At 67.4% G+C, this 17,497-nt stretch carries 12 protein-coding genes and 6 pseudogenes; 9 read left to right on the top strand and 9 right to left on the bottom strand.

Going from position 1 to position 17,497, the window contains the following annotated elements; translation table 11 throughout:
• Positions 1-827 precede the first annotated feature (827 nt).
• Both glmU and BQ7388_RS03005 read left to right on the top strand, forming a co-directional pair.
• The gene (gene glmU / locus BQ7388_RS03010; RefSeq protein WP_009278481.1) at positions 828-2,225 is read left to right on the top strand and encodes a bifunctional UDP-N-acetylglucosamine diphosphorylase/glucosamine-1-phosphate N-acetyltransferase GlmU; all 1,398 of its coding nucleotides are present in this window, start codon (positions 828-830) and stop codon (positions 2,223-2,225) included.
• Positions 2,226-3,221: a ribose-phosphate diphosphokinase gene (locus tag BQ7388_RS03005; protein ID WP_072499746.1), complete on the top strand. Its 996-nt coding sequence runs from the start codon at positions 2,226-2,228 to the stop codon at positions 3,219-3,221.
• Positions 3,222-3,515: 294 nt separating this feature from the next.
• On the opposite strand, the pseudogene BQ7388_RS13430 reads toward BQ7388_RS03005, so the two are convergent.
• Positions 3,516-4,508 (bottom strand): annotated as a pseudogene (locus tag BQ7388_RS13430) (HAD-IC family P-type ATPase); the annotation flags it as partial.
• A gap of 429 nt (positions 4,509-4,937) precedes the next feature.
• On the opposite strand from BQ7388_RS13430, the gene BQ7388_RS02995 reads away from it, so the two are divergent.
• Positions 4,938-5,969: a zinc ribbon domain-containing protein gene (locus BQ7388_RS02995; protein ID WP_072499745.1), complete on the top strand. Its 1,032-nt coding sequence runs from the start codon at positions 4,938-4,940 to the stop codon at positions 5,967-5,969.
• Between the two features lie 290 nt (positions 5,970-6,259).
• Here BQ7388_RS02995 and pcp read toward each other — a convergent pair whose 3' ends face one another.
• Positions 6,260-6,871, bottom strand: coding sequence for a pyroglutamyl-peptidase I (gene pcp, locus BQ7388_RS02990; protein ID WP_009278477.1), 612 nt, complete (start codon positions 6,869-6,871; stop codon positions 6,260-6,262).
• Positions 6,872-7,030: 159 nt separating this feature from the next.
• On the opposite strand from pcp, the pseudogene BQ7388_RS02985 reads away from it, so the two are divergent.
• Both BQ7388_RS02985 and BQ7388_RS02980 read left to right on the top strand, forming a co-directional pair.
• Positions 7,031-7,579: pseudogene (locus BQ7388_RS02985) on the top strand (sulfide/dihydroorotate dehydrogenase-like FAD/NAD-binding protein); the annotation flags it as partial.
• A pseudogene (locus tag BQ7388_RS02980) lies at positions 7,567-8,532 on the top strand (FAD-dependent oxidoreductase); the annotation flags it as partial. The pseudogenes BQ7388_RS02985 and BQ7388_RS02980, both read left to right, overlap by 13 nt.
• Before the next feature lie 486 nt (positions 8,533-9,018).
• Here BQ7388_RS02980 and BQ7388_RS13425 read toward each other — a convergent pair.
• The 4 genes and pseudogenes from BQ7388_RS13425 to BQ7388_RS02960 all read right to left on the bottom strand — a co-directional run.
• A pseudogene (locus tag BQ7388_RS13425) lies at positions 9,019-9,171 on the bottom strand (zinc-ribbon domain-containing protein); the annotation flags it as partial.
• 45 nt (positions 9,172-9,216) lie between these two features.
• A complete protein-coding gene (locus tag BQ7388_RS02970; protein WP_062531658.1) occupies positions 9,217-10,287 on the bottom strand; it encodes a glycosyltransferase family 2 protein in 1,071 nt (356 codons plus the stop codon).
• 587 nt (positions 10,288-10,874) lie between these two features.
• Positions 10,875-11,642, bottom strand: coding sequence for a hypothetical protein (locus BQ7388_RS02965; RefSeq protein ID WP_040656718.1), 768 nt, complete (start codon positions 11,640-11,642; stop codon positions 10,875-10,877).
• A 45-nt stretch (positions 11,643-11,687) separates the two neighbouring features.
• Positions 11,688-12,194, bottom strand: a complete 507-nt coding sequence (locus BQ7388_RS02960; RefSeq protein WP_072499744.1) for an energy-coupling factor transporter transmembrane component T — start codon at positions 12,192-12,194, stop codon at positions 11,688-11,690.
• Between the two features lie 83 nt (positions 12,195-12,277).
• Between BQ7388_RS02960 and pth the strand changes: the two genes are divergently transcribed.
• The 4 genes and pseudogenes from pth to BQ7388_RS02940 form a co-directional block, all read left to right on the top strand.
• Positions 12,278-12,688 carry an aminoacyl-tRNA hydrolase gene (pth, locus tag BQ7388_RS02955; protein WP_407668490.1) on the top strand — a complete coding sequence of 137 codons (411 nt, stop codon included), beginning with the start codon at positions 12,278-12,280 and terminating at the stop codon, positions 12,686-12,688.
• 87 nt (positions 12,689-12,775) lie between these two features.
• The gene (locus BQ7388_RS02950; protein ID WP_072499743.1) at positions 12,776-13,150 is read left to right on the top strand and encodes a TMEM175 family protein; all 375 of its coding nucleotides are present in this window, start codon (positions 12,776-12,778) and stop codon (positions 13,148-13,150) included.
• A gap of 185 nt (positions 13,151-13,335) precedes the next feature.
• Positions 13,336-13,620: pseudogene (locus BQ7388_RS02945) on the top strand (FAD-binding oxidoreductase); the annotation flags it as partial.
• Positions 13,601-14,290, top strand: a pseudogene (locus tag BQ7388_RS02940) (FAD-dependent oxidoreductase); the annotation flags it as partial. The pseudogenes BQ7388_RS02945 and BQ7388_RS02940, both read left to right, overlap by 20 nt.
• Positions 14,291-14,863: 573 nt before the next feature.
• Here BQ7388_RS02940 and BQ7388_RS02935 read toward each other — a convergent pair.
• The 3 genes from BQ7388_RS02935 to BQ7388_RS02925 form a co-directional block, all read right to left on the bottom strand.
• Positions 14,864-15,826: a C39 family peptidase gene (locus BQ7388_RS02935; protein WP_072499742.1), complete on the bottom strand. Its 963-nt coding sequence runs from the start codon at positions 15,824-15,826 to the stop codon at positions 14,864-14,866.
• Positions 15,827-16,000: 174 nt separating this feature from the next.
• Positions 16,001-16,639, bottom strand: a complete 639-nt coding sequence (gene pyrE / locus BQ7388_RS02930) for an orotate phosphoribosyltransferase (protein WP_072499741.1) — start codon at positions 16,637-16,639, stop codon at positions 16,001-16,003.
• A gap of 99 nt (positions 16,640-16,738) precedes the next feature.
• Entirely contained in the window at positions 16,739-17,221 is a 483-nt protein-coding gene (locus tag BQ7388_RS02925) for a hypothetical protein (RefSeq protein WP_072499740.1), read from the bottom strand.
• Positions 17,222-17,497 lie beyond the last annotated feature (276 nt).

Here is a 17,497-nt window from a genome sequence, read left to right as displayed (position 1 = left end):
GACCAAGACCGACGTCCATGGGGCACCTCCTTGGGGTCAGGGACTCCCGTCCCTCTCGCCTTGCCTGAAAGCCTGCCGGGCCATCCCTGGCGCAACGGCGTGTGCGGCACGCGGGTTCGCTGCGTGCCCATGCCTCGACGCATGTATACCCGAGCACGGACCATCTTGAACCCCTTCACCACCAAAGGCAAGCCCGGCGGGCCGTCTCGATCCGGCAGAAGGATCGCTTTGGGCTGACGAGAGGAACCCGCCACGGGCTTCCCGCACAAGGACGGCGGCGCGAGCGGATGAGGTGCCACCAGAACGGCGATGTGGGTGGGCAAGATGCCACCACAAGCGGGAAGTGGGTGGTTCTCTCGCCTGGCGGAGCCTTGCAACAACCCACCTCGGCCGCGACGCGCCGGAACGGCGATGTGGGTGGGCAGACGGCCGCGCCGAGGTCGAAGTGGGTGATTCTTGCGCAGCCGAGAGGGGCGGAACCACTCACTTCGGGGCTCGCACGCCACACGGGGCTCGCACGCCACACGGGGCTCGCACGCCGCATAGGGCTCGCACGCCACACGGGGCTCGCACGCCATCGCGGGATGTGGAAGACATGCGAGTCCCCCGATGCCGGCGCGGCATTACGCACACGAGCCTCGGATGGTCGTCACGACGCCTCACCCCGTACCCCATGGCACCCGCGCGTTCCCATGTGTTCATCGTCTGAGCAATCCGCCACCCGCAAACCGACGTTTCTCCCCGACAGCGCGAGCGCGTTATGATGAGACTGCCGTGTCCTGCCGCGACGCGGCAAAACCGAGACCGTTCATCGTTGGAGGCCCTACATGCCCGTAACCGCGATCATCCTCGCCGCCGGCGAGGGAACGCGCATGAAGTCTCGCCATCCCAAGGTAATGCACAAGATGCTCGACCACCCCATGATCTGGTGGGCCGCCGACTCCGCCCGCAAGGCGGGGGTCGAGCGCATCGTCGTGGTCGTGGGCAACGGCGCCGACGAGGTGCGCGACTACTTCGCCCATGACGAGCTGGGCGCAAGCGTCGAGTTCGTCGAGCAGGCCGAGCGCCTGGGCACCGGCCATGCCGTCCGCGTGGCGCGCGACGCCCTCGGCGCCTTCGAGGGACCCACCGTGGTGATGTACGGCGACACCCCGCTGGTGCGCCCCCAGACCATCAGGTCGCTCATCGACCAGGCGAGAGACACGCACGCCGCGTGCACCGTGCTCACCATGACGCCGGACGACCCCACGGGCTACGGCCGCATCCTGAGCGAGGACGGCCAGGTCAAGGCCATCATCGAGCACAAGGACTGCACCCCCGGGCAGCGCGAGGCCCTCAGGGAGTGCAACTCCGGCCTCTACTGCTTCTGCGGACGCCGCCTGACCCAGAACCTGGACAAGATCGGCAACGACAACGTCCAGGGCGAGTACTACATCACCGACATGGTGGGCATCTACGCCCAGATGGGCGAGCCCGTGAGCGCCGTGCACTGCGAGGACGCCGGCGAGCTCCTGGGCGTCAACAGCCGATCGCAGCTCGCCGCCGTGACCAAGATCATGCAGCGCCGCATCAACGAGGGCCTCATGGCCGCCGGCGTCACCATGATGGACCCCGAGCAGGTCTGGGTGGGACCCGAGGCGACCGTCGGCCAGGACACCGAGCTCCTGCCCCAGACCTTCGTGTGGGGAAGGAGCCACGTGGGCTCCGACTGCGTCGTGGGCCCCAACAGCCGGCTCGTCAACGCGAGCGTGGGCGACGGCTGCCTGGTGGACGAGACGATCATCGTGGACTCCGCGATCGACGACGAGGTCAAGTGTGGCCCGCGCGCCTACCTGCGCGGCGGCGCCCACTTCCACAAGGGTGCCAAGGCAGGCACCCACGTCGAGATAAAGGGCTCCGAGGTGGGCGAGAACTCGAAGGTGCCGCACCTCTCCTACATCGGTGACGCGACCCTAGGCCGCGACGTCAACATCGGCGGCGGCTCCATCACCTGCAACTACGACGGGAAGCACAAGAGCCACACCCAGATCGGAGACCACGTCTTCGTGGGCTCCGACACCATGATGGTGGCCCCCGTGACCATTGGCGACAACGCGCTCATCGGCGCGAGTTCGTGCATCACCAGAGACGTGCCGGCGGGAGCCCTCTCGCTGGAGCGTTCGAGGCAGTACGTCCAGGAGGGCTGGGCGGATCAGTACTGGGAGAGACTTGGGAAAGAGGAGTAGATGTACGAGAACCTGTGCAAGCCGCTCAACGTCGAGAAGGAGATAAAGCTCTTCTCCGGCACCGGTAACCCGGAGCTGTCGAAGCGGGTCGCCGAGATCCTGCACCTCGAACTGCAGGGCCTGCACCTGGAGAAGTTCGCAAACGGCGAGACCTACGCGCGCTTCGTGGAGTCCGTCCGCGGCGACGAGGTCTTCTTCATCCAGACCCTGGCCGGCCCCAACGTCAACGACCTGCTCATGGAGACGCTGATCGTGGCAGACGCGGCCACGCGCGCCTCCGCGGACAACTTCACCGTGGTCATCCCCCACTACGGCTACGCGCGCCAGGACCGCAAGGCCGCGCCGCGCGAGCCCATCACCGCCCGCCTGGTGGCCAACCTGCTCGAGGCCGCCGGTGTGGACCGCGTGATCACGCTTGACCTGCACTCCAACCAGATCCAGGGCTTCTTCGACATCCCCGTGACCCACCTCACCGCCCTCTACCTCTTTGGCGACTACTTCAAGGAGAAGGACTTCGACTGGGAGAACACCGTCGTGGTCTCGCCCGACATGGGCCGCGCGAAGGTCGCCAAGAAGCTCAGCGACTACCTGGGCTGCGAGGTCGCCATCGCCCACAAGAGCCGTCCCAAGCACAACGCCGCCGAGGTCATGGGCATCATCGGCAACATCAAGGGCAAGACCTGCATCATCAACGACGACATGATCGACACCGCGGGCACCCTGGTGGGGTCGATCAACAAGCTCAAGGAGATGGGCGCGGGCGACATCTACATCAGCGCCACCCATGGCATCTTCTCGGGCCAGGCCATCGAGCGCATCGAGAGCGCCCCCATCGTGGAGTGCGTTGTGTCCGACGCCATCCCCTGCGCTGTGGCCAACCAGCCCGGCTCCAAGATCAAGACCGTGTCCGTCGCGCAGGAGCTGGCCGACGCGATCTACGCCGTGTACGTGAACACTCCCGTGTCCGGCGTGTTTGGCGGCAACTCCGAGATGTAGCGCTGCCAGAAGCGCAAACCACCGGCAGCGAGCATGGGCAACATGCGCCCTGTAGCTTGCTTCGGTTCCTGNGCTGGGCAGGTCGCGCGCACCCGACGTCATGGCGATGCCAGTCGCGACCGCGCCGGCCTCGTCACTCTCGCCCGCGTCCCTCGCCGCCGCGCTCAGCTCCTGCGTGCGGCGGATGATGGCGGAGTCGACGAGGTTGCGCAGGCCGGTCTCGAAGAAGCTGTTCAGGAAGGCCTCGAAGAGCACGCGGTCGTCCTCCCGGCCCAGGGCGTCGAGGTGGCGTTCCAGGACGACGCGGTTCTCGGTGAGGGTGCCCGTCTTGTCGGTGCAGAGGACGTCGATCGATCCCAGGTTCTGCACGGCGTCGAGGCGCTTCACGATGGCCTTGCCGCGGCTCAGGTCCTGAGCGCCCTTGGCCAGGCAGGCGGTCACGATCATGGGCAGCATCTCGGGCGTGAGTCCCACGGCGACGCTCGAGGCGAAGAGCAGGGCGGCGAGCCAGTCCCCCTTGGTGAGGCCGTTCGCAAGCAGGACCAGAGGGGCGATGACCAGGGTCATCCTCATGAAGAGCGCGCCAACCTCGTCAAGGCTGCGCTGGTAGGCGCCCTTGGGACGCACCTCTCCAAGCGAGCTGGCAACGCGTCCGAAGGCGGTCCCCTCTCCCACGGCGACCACGACGCAGCTAGCCCCGCCCGAGATGACGGTGGACCCCATGAGGGCNAAGCTCCCCGTCTTGTGCGCGAACGCGACCCCATCCGGCAGCCCCTGCGCCAGGCCTCGCGTGTCCGCCTGGTCCTCGAGCCAACCCAAGGCGCGCTCGGAGGCCTCAGGGCTCACGAGCTCCCCGCGCGCCACCATGAGCAGCAGCCTCGCCTGGTCGCTCGCGCTCGTGTAGTTCTCGCGCCCGGAGGCGGCCGCAACCGTGTCCATCATCTTGCGGCGGAGGCTCGTGTCGGCAAGCCCAAGCCGCTGGCACTCCTCGTTCACCGCATCCATGCCCAGGGCGTCGATGAGCAGGTTGGTGGCCATGTTGTCGCTCTGTCCGATCATGTATGCCGCAAGCTGCCCATAGCTGAGCCAGGTGCCCGCGCGCATGCCCTGCACCACGCCCGAGCCTGCCACGCAGTCCTGACCGCGCAGGATGGTGCCGTCCGCAAGCGAGATGCGGCCGTCCTGGGCCTCCTGCAAGAGCGTCGCCATCACCACAGTCTTGATCATGCTGGCCGAGGGGACGCGCTCCTCTCCCCCAAGGGAGAATCCCGTGGTGCTGCCATCCACCGACTCGTAGGCGACGTAGGCGCTTCCGGAGTGGCCGGCGAGCGCCGCCTCGACCGCCGCCTGGATGGGGACTGAGTCCCGCGGCCACGTGCCCGACGAGGAGTCGCCCGGGGACGCGTCGCTCACCGTGGGCCACGCCGTCTTCTGTCCCGCCGTGGCCGGTCCGACGCGCCAGGCTGGCTTGCCTGGCCTTCCGCCGCGCCCGGGCCACTCACGACCCGAGGCGAGCAGGCGCCCAGGAGGCAGGGGGCGACTGCCACGAGGGTGACGAGGGCGACAAGGGCTATTCTGGAATGGTGCATGTTCACGCCTCACGTACGCAGGTCTTTGACGTTCGGGCGCCTCGAGGCGCGGACGGGTCGGACGATGGCCCAGCCAACCATGGTACCTGCCATGAAGCCTTGCCCACGCGAGCTCACGGAGGAAGCGATGGCCGGAAACAACTTTTGCGTCAACTGCGGGGCTCCCCTCCAGGAGGGCGCCCGCTTCTGCACCAACTGCGGAGCGCCCGTGCAGGCCCTCGTCGACGGCGGCGCTACCGAGCCCACGAGTGACGCTTCGGCAACGGAGCCCCAGCCCGACCAGACGCAGCGGCTCGCGGCTCCCGGGGAGGCCGCTCCCATGCAGCCTGCGGGAGCCCAGCCTTACGTGCCCGTGAGGCCCGGCAGTCCCCATCCCCAGGCTGCGTTTGCGCAGGCTCCCTATGCACGGGCGACCTCCGCCGTCGCGGGCGGCAACAACCGCCACAGGACCATCGTCGTCATCGCCGTCGTCGTGGCGGCGCTGGTGGCCCTCGCCCTCGTGGCCGCACTCGCCCACGCGTGGCTGTCGGGCACGGGCACGGGCGGCAACGATGGGCAAGCCCAGCAGGGCCAGCAACAGGGTGACTCCGATGGCGAGGCAAACGGCGACGCCTCGAGGAAGCAGGAGGACGACAAGGCGGGGGCCGAGGCAGAGGCCAAGAAGAAGGAAGAGGAGGCCGAGGCCCAGGAGGAGAAGGCCAAGAAGGAGTCCCTCGACCAGCAGGACAGCGCCTTCCACGACTCCCTGGTCTCGTACTACAACGTGCTCTCCGACTACGACGCGCGCGTGCGTGACGCGGCCTCGAACTTCAACGCGTCGTTCCTCTCCAAGGACATGGACCTCAGGCGCAGCCTTGCCAGCAGCTGCTCCAGCCTCAAGGTCGAGCTCCAAGGCAAGGTGGACTCCCTGGGCAAGATGACGGCACCGGAGGGGTCCGCGTGGACCACGCAGCTCTCGCAGATCCGCCAGTGCTACCAGGACCACCTGAGCCGTGTCACGGTGATGGACTCCGCCTGGCAGGTTGACCTGCGCTACCCGGACCCGGAGCCCCACCAGTCAGAGATCTTGGGACCGATCTCTGCCGGGAACCTGGACGGCTCCAACAAGAACGCAGCGCTGGACGACTACGAGAAGCTGTACCCACAGATCACGCTGTAGGAGCGTAGGCGCAGGCGATGGCGCTGGACCCGGACGCGCATGGTTCGACGTTCACGCCGTTACGCACGAGATTGCCAGCGAGCACGCTCTTGCGCACATGAGCCAGTCCCATCAACTGGGCAAACGCGATGCGGCATGTGCGTTTGAGCGTGAGCGACGAGGCGTGCGTGCGTTCGAGCGTGCCCGGCGGCCGGGTGCGTGCGTTCGAGCGTGAGCGATGAGCCGTACGCGGGCAATGGCGCGCGTGACGCATGGCGTGCACGGCAAACGTCAGGCGAGAGAGGCGCGCCTCACGCCTCGAGGCAGGCCCCCAGCATGAGCTCAAGCCCACGCGTGGCAACGTCCAGCGACATGCTGGGCACGTCCGACCCAAGCGCCGCAGCCTGCTGGGGCAGGTAGGGCAAGTGGACGAAGCCGCCCCTCACGCCCGGCCTCCCGCCGCGCAGGCAGTCCAACAGGCAGAAGAGAAGCTCGTTGCACACGTAGGTCCCGGCCGTGTACGAGACCGCCGCAGGCACGCCGCCGTCAGCGGCCGCGCGCGCCATGCCCGCCACAGGCAGGGTGGAGAAAAGCGCGTCCGGGGCACCCTCGAGGATGCGCTCGCCAAGGGGCTGCCTGCCGGCGTTGTCCGGAATGCGTGCGTCACGCCAGTTGATGCCCACGAACTCCGGCATGACCTTGGAGCGCCCGCCCGCCTGGCCCACGCAGAGCACCAGTTCGGCGTCACAGGCCTCCAGCTCCTCGCGCAGCCTCGCGAAGGCGCCGCCGAACTCCACGGGAAGCACGACGCGCACGAGCTCCCTACCCAGGATGGTATCCGGAAGCGATCGGACCGCCTCCCAGGACGGGTTGGTCGCCTCTCCCCCAAAGGGTTCGAAGCCCGTGACAAGAACCTTGCCCATGGTACCGCCTTCCGACGCTCTCCTGCGTCCGCATGATACGACAGCGCAGGTCCTGGACGAGGTGCCTCTCCCCTGCGCTATGCTCTTTGCAACGAACGGCTACGCAAGAGAGGCTGGCATGAAGGCGGTACCCAAGGCACCCAAGCAGATTTCCCTNGCAAGTGGGCCGTCATCGGCGGCGGCGTGGGCCTGGCCATTGCCTTCCCCGTCGCGCGCCAGCTCGCGGCAACCGGCCACGAGGTCCACGCCATCATGGGCGCCCGCACCAAGGACCTGCTGCTGCTCGAGGAGCAGTTCCGCTCCATCCTGCCCGAGGACCACATCCACATCACCACGGATGACGGCTCCTATGGCGAGAAGGGCGTCGTCACCGCACCCCTGGAGCGCCTGCTCCAGGACAAGGCCGTCAACCAGGTCTTCTGCGTCGGCCCCGTGCCCATGATGAAGTTCTCCACCCTTACTGCCGAGAAGTACGGCACCCCCATCATCGCCTCGCTCAACCCCATCATGGTCGACGGCACAGGCATGTGCGGCTGCTGCCGCGTCGAGGTGGACGGCCAGACCAAGTTCGCCTGCGTCGACGGCCCCGACTTCGACGCCACCAAGGTCGACTGGAACGACCTGCGCGCCCGTCAGGCCGCGTACCGCACCGAGGAGGGCCAGTCCCTCAAGGCCTATGAGGAGGCGAACTGCGCATGCCAGAGGTAAACGGCCGTTGGGTCGCCGACATGAAGGCGCCCCGCACCGCAGACAACGAGGAGCCCGCCGCCGAGCGCGCGCTCGACTTCCGTCCCGTCGACAAGGGCTTCACCGAGGAGATGGCCGTGGCCGAGGCCGCGCGCTGCATGAGGTGCAAGAAGCCCCTCTGCGTCCAGGGCTGCCCCGTCAACATCAACATCCCCGCCTTCATCGAGGCCATCTACAACAAGGAGTACGGCAAGGGACTCGACGTCATCCGCGAGCAGTCCATGCTGCCCGCCATCTGCGGCCGCGTCTGCCCGCAGGAGAGCCAGTGCGAGGGCGTCTGCATCCGCGGCAAGAAGGGCGATCCCGTGGCCATCGGCCAGCTGGAGCGCTTCCTGGGCGACCAGCCCGAGCTTGCCAGCAAGCCCCAGATGGCCCCCAAAAACGGCATGAAGGTCGCCGTCATCGGCTCCGGCCCCTCCGGCATCACCTGCGCCGGCGAGCTGGCCCGCAACGGCTTCGACGTCACCGTCTTCGAGGCCTTCTTCACCGGCGGCGGCGTGCTGGTCTACGGCATCCCCGAGTTCCGTCTGCCCAAGGCCGTCGTCAAGCGCGAGATCGACGGGCTGAAGGACATGGGCGTCAAGTTCGAGTTCAACTCCGTCATGGGCCGCCTGGCCGACGCGGAGGAGCTCCTGGGCGAGAAGGGCTTCGACGCCATCTACGTGGCGACCGGCGCCGGCCTGCCCAAGTTCCTCAACATCCCCGGAGAGAACCTGCCCAACGTCTTCTTCGCCAACGAGTACCTGACTCGCGTCAACCTCATGAAGGCGAACGGCTTCCCCGAGTACGACACCCCCACCAAGCACGGCAAGAATGTCGTGGTCTTCGGCGGCGGCAACGTGGCGATGGACGCCGTGCGCACCGCCAAGCGCCTGGGCGCCGAGCGCGCGGNCGTCACCAGCGCCCGCCATGAGGCCGGCGAGGCGGTTGAGCTGGCTCACGGTGCCACGCAGCTCGGGCATGTTCCAGCTGCCCCTGAAGAGCGAGAGCATCCTCAGGGCGTCGGGCGACGTCCCGCCCATGAGGTACGCGATGGGGCTGGACGACGAGCCCATGGCCGAGGCGGTGAGCTTGATCAGGGGTGATGTGACACAGGGCATTATGAGCGAGAGAAGCGCCACGGCCTTGCCTGCGAGGGTGACGATGTCGCCGGTCCCATATGCGTGGCGCGCGCCAGGAGCGGTCGCGCCGGCGGCAGGCTCGGCTGCGGCCACATAGGGGTCGGCGGCGGCCTGGGCGGGAACGGGATTCGCTGCCTGCGCGGGCGCCGGCTGCGCAGGCTGAGCGGGCTCCGTCGCAGGCTGCGCCGGTCGTTCGACGGCCTCCGGATGGACCGTCACCGCGTCCTGGGCCGTCGCCTCGGGCCGAACGGAAACGGGCCTCTCCCCTGCCTCCAGCCTGAACCCGCAGTTGCCACAGAAGGCCTGGCCGGGCTGGACCTCGTTGCCACAGTTGGGACAGAACAAGACGGCTCCCCTCGTCGCATGCGCCGTAGGGCCGCACGGCGGCCTCGTCCTACTGTATCGCAGTCGAGAGGCGCCGATGGCCTGCACTGCGGCCAACAAGGCCTCCGGCGCGGGGCGCCAGCGGACGGCTGGCTAGCGGTTCGCCTTCAGCGTGGCGAAGATCCGCGTGTTGTGGCGCTTCACGAAGCTGATGAAGCGACCCTCCCGGTATGCCATGGCGACGTTCTTCTCCCGTATGGGAAGGAGCATGAGGGCCATCATCTTGGTGCGGGGACGCGCGACGGCAACCGCCAGCTGGGCGCGCTCGCTCGTGATCATGCGCTCGATCTGGGCGAGCTTCTCCTTCGCGTCCAGGGAGCACTGGGGGTTGCAGACGTTCTCTATGCAGCCCACGAGACGCTCGATGTAGCGCCTCTGCACGACCTCCATGCTGGCGGCATCGCCCTCCAGGCCCCAATGGCGATAGAGCTCCAACATCCAGCCGTGCTCCTCCTCGCGCTTGTCGTACATGTCGGGGCGCCAACGGGCGGTCTCGGACTCGCTGCGCTGCCTGATGAAGTGGTAGTACGGCGTCTCCATGACGCCCACCCGCTCCACGTCGCGCACGAAGTCGAGCACGTAGGGGAAGTCGTCCCAGAAGGTGGGACGAAAGCGCAGGCCCAGCTCCTCGATGCGGGAGCGCAGGAAGATCTTGTTCCATGGGGCATAGAGCTGGTTGGCGTCGAAGAGCTCCCAGGCGGAGGTCCTGAACTCGCGCTGCGTGCCGTACACGCGGGTGGGGCAGCTCTTGAGCTCGGTGGTGTGCTGCCCGTCGTCACCGTAGTAGGTGTCGATGTAGAAGCCGGCAACGGCAAGCTCGAGCTGGCCGGCCTCGGCAAACTCGTACATCTCTTCCAGCATGCGGGGTTCGGCCCAGTCGTCCGCGTCGAAGAACATGACGTACTTGCCGCGGGCGCGGTCGAGGGCGAAGTTGCGGGCCGCGGGGGCGCCGCCGTTCTCTTGGTGGAAGGCAGTGACGCGGATGTCGCGGTCGGCGATGGAATCCAGAATCTGGCCCGTGCGATCGGTGGAGCCGTCGTCCACCACCAGGAGCTCGAAGTCCGCGAAGGTCTGGTGCTGGATGCTTTCGACGGCACGGCGAACATATCTGTCGACGTTGTACGCCGGCATGATGATCGAGATCTTGGGTGCCTTGGGCGTCATTCCAAGCGTCTCCAGACAACGTCGTCAGCTCGTCCACGGGCGAGGCTTCGTGTCAGGTTGCCCGTGCTCACAAGCTGAATTATGGCCCAGCAGGTGGCAAACGTTGTGACGAGGGGGTGAAGGGCGCAGATTACAGACTAAGCACAGAAGCGAGAGGGACGGCGGCGGCGATTTCGTCGAGCACGCCGTTGCGCTCACGTTTGGCTGTCACGCGCGTTTGGCTTCGACGTGCACGCTGTTACGCACGTCTCGTTCCATTGCCCACGCCGTTGCGCACGCCTCGTTCCATTGCCCACGCCGTTGCGCACGGCCAATTCATCGAGCACGCTGTTGCGCACAGGCGGGCCCACAAAAGCGCAGATAGATTTTCTCGCCTTGTGCGTTCGAGCGTGATTGATGGCAAGCGCGTGCGTTCGAGCGTGATTGATGGCAAGCGCGTGCGTTCAAGCGTGCTTGGTGCCGGCGACGCTCGCGTCCTGAGGCGCGACCTGGCGGCAGGCGCGTGCGTTGGAGCGTGCTCGACGGCGGATGCGTGCGTTTGAGCGTGCCCGATGCAACAGTAGCGCAGCGCCAGCCCGACACACCACCTACGACGTGGGGCGAAGCGTGCCCACGAGCAACCCGAGCTCCGTCTGGCGGATGCGAGACCAGCTCCCGCCGTCGCCGTCGTCCTCCGCGTCCGCCGGCGCATCCTTTAGGTCGAGGTTCTCGACGCCGATGGACTGCACGAGCTCGACCACATCGAGCAGCTGCGACGTGCTCATGTCGGTGGAGATGTTGGAGAAGAGCCCGGATGCGCTATCCAGCAGCGCCGATACGCCAGAGTTGCGCAGCCCCCTCACCTGGTCCCAGAGCTCGTCCGTCGCCACCAGGACATGGGTCGCCCTGATGTTGCATGCTGCGGCAAGCGGGGCGATGCAGCTCTGGGCGCCCTTCGCGGCAAAGAGCTCCTGCAGCGTGCTCGCGCCAGACGCGTCCTCGACGCGCACGTCGAGGGGAATCTCGACCAGATAGCCCTTGCGCTTGGTTGCGTCGAGCGAGAGGAGCTGCGCCCTCTGCAACGTGGGCGCGCTCTTCCTGACGTCGTCCACCGTAAGCACCAGGATGTGGGTGAACACGTCGTCCGACGCCTCGTAGCCCTCGTCGGGGTCCAGCGTCTCCGCCTGCGTGCTGATGCCGCTGCCAAGGCCTGCGTCACCCACGCGGCCGTCAGCGTTCGCGCACCTCCAGAGCTGCGTCAGGAGTGCCGCGAGCCCTGCCGCCAAGACGAGCAGAACGGCCAGCGCGACGAGGTTGCGATGCGCGGACTCGCGCGGAACGTCACTGCGCTCGAAGCGCTCGCGCCTGTGCGGCATGGGACCTCCCCTCGCAGTGGCGGCGCAACGTTGTTCTCCCCTGCACTATAGGGCATGAGGGCTGGGTGGCGCAGGGNCGAGGGACGTGGCGAGCGAGAGGCGCTCCCTTGCCCCCCAGGTCTCGCCCCGCTGCCACGGCTGCCCCGAGCCCGAGGCGTAGCAGCGGTCGCGCAGGGCCTGGGCGAGTTCGTCGGAACGTCGGAAGAGGGCCACCACCAGAGGGATCATGACGGCCGCGTAGGCCCTGAGCCTGCGCACGGGACCCCCCTGGTCGAAGCGCACGCCACGTGCGCGCTGGGCACGCACGATGAGTGCGAACTCCTCCTCGACCTCCGGGATGAACCTCAGGGCGACCACCACGACCATGGCCACGTCCCCCACGGGAAGCCCCAGCCTCCCCAAGGGCGAGAGACCCCGCACCAGGGAGCGGCTGAGGCTGCTGGTGCTCGTCGTGGACGTCATCACGAGCACCAGCCCCACCATGAGCACGATGCGGCACACGGCCATTCCGGCACGCGCGAGCCCTGCCCAGCGAAGGCCCACGCCCCCCATGAGGCCAAGGTCGAAGCTCCCGTCCACCACGAGGCNGGGTAGAAGAGACAGGGAAGGGCCGGGCGGGCTGCGACGTCGCGCGCATCGGCTGGACGTCGGCGGGAGAGGCGCGCGAGGTCGTCCTCGCAAAGCCGCAGAGCTACATGAACACCAGCGGCGGCCCGCTCTCGAAGCTCATGAGGGAGCTGCGCGTGGGACCGCAGGAGGTCCTGGTGGTCCACGACGAGGTGGACCTCCCGCAGGGCCAGGTGCGCGCCAAGTTTGGCGGTGGCCTCAACGCGCACAACGGACTCCGCTCCGTCGCGGACAAGCTGGGCACGCGCGACTTCGCCAGGCTGCGCTTCGGCGTGGGCAGGCCCCCGGGAAAGATGAGCGTGGCAGACTACGCCCTCCGCCAGCTCAAGGGCGGCTTCCTGGACGAGTTCAGGCTCACCGCGCAAGACGCGGCGGACCTGGCCGAGCGCTGCCTCGACGGGAACGTGAGCTGGGACTAGACGACGCGTACGACTGGCACGTCCAAACGGACAGCGCTGGAACGGCCGGGCGTCTTCGCGCGACCGCATTCCGGGGGAGGGCAACGCATGGAAACCGACAAGCTCGAGGCGTTCTCGGATGGCTGCATCGCCATATTCATCACCATCATCCTCCTGACCTTCCACGCCCCCGACGGCGGGACCTACCGCGACCTCCTCGCCTTCGTCCCCAGCCTCCTCTGCTACCTGATGAGCTTCATCGTCATCGCCATCTACTGGGGCAACCACCATCACCTCCTCCACGTCATCAAGAACGTGAACGGCAAGGTGATGTGGGCGAACCACGCCCTGCTCTATGCCGCGGATGCCATCGTGTCGCTCTGGCTCCCGTGGGTCGCCCTCGCCATGTACTTCATCGTCAACGTCATCTGGTTCGTCCCCGACCGTCGCATCAGCAGGGCGCTGGACGCCCGTCCGGAGTAGGACCGGAACTCCCCTGCGGCAACGGCCGCGACGCCCCTCTCACCAGAGCCGAATAAATCGGCTAAAGGCGAAGTTGCGTACGCAAGCGGACCCTTTGAGCATAAAATGGACGAGGCCGCCGCAATTTGGGGAGAGCGGCTCGCCAGACCGTTGCACGAATGATGCTTCAGGAGAGGAGCCATTTGATGTACAAGATCCTCGAGAAGACTCAGTTCTCGGAGAAGGTGTTCAAGTTCCGCATCGAGGCACCCGAGATGGCCAAGCACGCGCATGCCGGCCAGTTCCTCATGGTGCGCGCCAACGAGAAGGGCGAGCGCGTGCCGTTCACCTTCGCGGACTGGAACCCCGAGGAGGGCTGGGTCGAGTTCATCTTCATGGTGATCGGCAAGACCACCCAGATGCTCTCCAGCTACGAGGCGGGCGACGAGCTGCAGGACGTCACCGGACCNCGGCGCCGGCCTGCCCAAGTTCCTCAACATCCCCGGAGAGAACCTGCCCAACGTCTTCTTCGCCAACGAGTACCTGACTCGCGTCAACCTCATGAAGGCGAACGGCTTCCCCGAGTACGACACCCCCACCAAGCACGGCAAGAATGTCGTGGTCTTCGGCGGCGGCAACGTGGCGATGGACGCCGTGCGCACCGCCAAGCGCCTGGGCGCCGAGCGCGCGGTCATCGCCTACCGCCGCACCGAGGACGAGATGCCCGCCCGTAAGGCCGAGCTGCACCACGCCAAGGCCGAGGGCGTCGAGGTCATGCCGCTGGTGTCGCCGCTCGAGTTCGTCGCGGGCGAGGACGGCAACGTCTGCGCCGTGCGCGTGCAGAAGATGGAGCTCGGCGCGCCCGACGACTCCGGCCGTCGCCGTCCCGTGCCCATCGAGGGCGCGATCGAGGAGATTCCCTGCGACGTGGCCATCTCGGCCATCGGCACCAACGCGAACCCCTTCGCGAAGCTAATCGGCGGCATGGAGCTCAACAAGTGGGGCTACATCGAGGCCGACGAGAACGGCCAGACGAGCAACCCCAAGATCTGGGCCGGCGGAGACATCGTCACCGGTGCCGCCACCGTCATCCTGGCCATGGGCGCCGGCAAGAAGGCCGCCGCTGCCATGACCGCCGCGCTCACCGGCAAGGGCGAGTAGCGGGCGAGACACGCGGCGCGGCAGGCACGCAGCGTACTCGGCTTCGTGCAGGCGAGAGGAGCCCACGAAGTTGGATTGAGACTCGGACCCCGACGGAGGGTTTTCTCTCCGCCGGGGTCTTTTTGTATGCGGACGATAGGCGACAGGGCGCGAGTGCGTCGAACGCGTGCACTTGGGCAGCAAGTACGTCCAACGCGCGCAATCTGGCCGCGGCTACGTCGAACGCGCGCGCAAAACTCCCGAGTACGTCGAACGCGTCTCTCGCCTCGCAAACCCGCAGGTAAAATTTCGCGCTCAGACGCGTTGGACGTAGTCGCGAAGCCAATCGACGCATCGGACGTTGTGGGAGGGGGTCGGAGCACCGTCGTGCATCAAGCACGCTCCAACGCACGTCTCCACGTGTCGCGCACGCCCCAACGCACAGCTAATTCATCCCGCACGCCCCAACGCACATGTCGAAAAATTTGACCTGCACTTTTACGACGACACCTGTGCGCAACTGCGTGCTCGATGACAATGGCGTGCGTTGGCGCGTGTCCGGCGCAAGCGAGTGGCACGCACGCCCAGCCCCCACTACAGCTTGAAGCTATGCAGGCGCATCGTCTGGCCGACCAGGCGCTCCGGGTCCCAGGTCTGTCCCGACCTCACCGACGAGTACGGGTCGCAGATGGACACGCTCCCGTCCGCGTTCCAAACCGTGAGCACGATGAAGTGGCCCGCCGTGGTGAAGTCCCCCGGTCCCACGTTGGCGATGAGCACGTGCCCGCTTTGCAGCTCAGCCTTGATCACCTCGACCGACCTGCCCACCTCCCGGCACTCGAGCCCGTAGCGCTCCGCCGCCGTGGGGATGAAGTCGCCGTAGGTGCCCGCGTCGTCGTCCACCATGTCGAGCTCCTGCGCCAGCTCGCCCGCAACGCCAGGCGTAACGTCGGTCTTCCCCGTCACGGCCATGTACACCATCGAGAACGACGTCGGACAGCAGCCCGTGGTGCCAAAGTCTCGGCCGCAGTATTCCGTGTAACCCCAACGCTTGTCCCACTGGTACAGCCGGGGCACGACGCCCTTGGTCACGCCGGACGCATACTCCTCGGACCTGGCCCGCGGATAGCTCTCTGGCAGGTCCGCGACGAAGTCGATGGCAGCGGGGTCGTCCGCCGCCAGCTTGAGCAGCTTCTGCTGTTCGTACGCGCCACCGTTGCCCACCTTCGCGTAGGCGTCAAGATTGTCCAGCGCCTTTGCGACGCGAACATCCTCGCGCCCCAGCTCCTGCAGGCGAGAGGAGAGCTGCGCGTCGAAGCTCGCAGGCAGCTGCCAGCTCCGGACATCGGCCACCTCGCCCGCGGACCCCGCGTCGGACGTCGCCCGCCCGCTGCCGCCTGCGCCACCGGCCACGCATCCACGCACGCAGGAGCCCAGACCCAGCAAGGCTAGCACCAGCAACAACGCTCCCAAGGCCATCACGCCGTACGAGAGCGGCCTGGCATCGATGAGCCAGAGCAGAGACCTTCTGAGCCAGCGATGCAGGCGACGGGCCATGCGCTGCGGCCGGGGAGGCATCCTCCTCACGGCAGCGGCGAGCGGACGTCGCACGGCAGAGCGCGCGGCCGCCCTCCTGGAGCGGACGCGGCCATGGCGGGAGCCTCTCTCCCCTTGCCCCCTATGCCTTCCCTCACGTCTCAAGTCATGGACTCCAAAGCGCGGCGCGCCGGGCTACCCCCTCATCCAGCTCTGGTCGGAGGGGTCGTCACGGAAGGCGAGCAGGCGAGCCTTGTCGCCAGGCTCGATGTAGCCCTCCTCCACGGCCACCTCGACCAGCGCGTCCAGGTCGCAGAGGCTGGTGTTGGTGACGTTTGCCGCAGCCAGGCGGTCAAGCCCGCGCCGCATGCCGTAGGTGAAGATGCTCACGACGCCCAGGACGTCCGCTCCCGCCTCCCGCAGGGGGTTGACGCAGTCCAGGACGCTTCCACCGGTCGAGATGAGGTCCTCGATCACCACGACCTTCTGACCGGGCTCGAGGCGACCCTCGATCTGGTTCTGGCGCCCGTGGTCCTTGGCGGAGCCACGAACGTAGCCCATGGGGATGCCCAGGCGGTCCGCCGCGATGGCGGCGTGCGCGATTCCGGCGGTGGAGGTGCCCATGAGCATCTGGACCTCGGGATACAGCTCCTTGGCGGTGGCGGCGAGCGCCTCGTCCACCAGGGTGCGGACCTCGGGATAGCTCAGGGTCAGGCGATTGTCGCAATAGATGGGGCTCTTGATGCCGGAAGCCCAAGTGAAGGGCTCGTTGGGCCTCAGGAACACGGCCCTGATGGAAAGAAGCGCCTTAGCGATGTCCTGCTTGCTGGTCATGGGAGCCTCCAAGTGCTCGTGGTTTCCTGCCGTACCGTTGCGTTCGGGCGGGCCCTCGACCGCATGGGGGCCGCTGGCCGATGGAACCGATGGAACTAACTAGCTCGCGAGCCCCAGACGACGTGACAGCTGGGGCCAGAAGGCCGTGAGAAGGGATGCGATGCCCGCGACCCAGGGCCAGGACGTGAGCTCGAGAGGCTTCGCCAGGGCCAGCGCCTGGCCCACCTGGCTGCCGCCCACACCTGCCGCGAGGGACTCGATCTGCCCGTTGGCGAAGATCACACAGGCGCACCACAGAAGCGAGAGCGCCCCCACGCCGACCATCAGGACCTTCTGGAGGTCGACGGCGCCCTCGAGCGCCCGCAGCCTGTCGTTGCCGGCCACCTTGAGGAAGGGTCTGACGATGCAGAAGCACAGGGCGACGAGCATGAGCGCCCAGACGACGAAGGCGACGGTGACGACCGCATTGAGCGTGCCGATCTTCGAGAGCACGCCCGCAGTGGTGAGGTCGACGTCACCAGCGCCCGCCATGAGGCCGGCGAGGCGGTTGAGCTGGCTCACGGTGCCACGCAGCTCGGGCATGTTCCAGCTGCCCCTGAAGAGCGAGAGCATCCTCAGGGCGTCGGGCGACGTCCCGCCCATGAGGTACGCGATGGGGCTGGACGACGAGCCCATGNACCACCAGTCGCTCTCCCGCCTCGACGACCTCGCCCGCCTCGACCCGCGTGAGGCGGCGGCAGGTGGAGCGGCCATCCGCCTCGAGCAGCTGGGCCGAGGCCGCCTTGCAGAAGCTCTTGAAGTCGTGCTCCCCCAGCAGGGCGGAGGCCGCCTCGTTCATGGCGGCGACGTCAAGCGCGG

It is taken from the genome of Olsenella phocaeensis, assembly GCF_900120385.1.
Lineage (GTDB): Bacteria > Actinomycetota > Coriobacteriia > Coriobacteriales > Atopobiaceae > Olsenella_I > Olsenella_I phocaeensis.
Note: the sequence above shows the minus strand (reverse complement) of the source record. Positions and strands in the feature narration are given on the sequence as shown.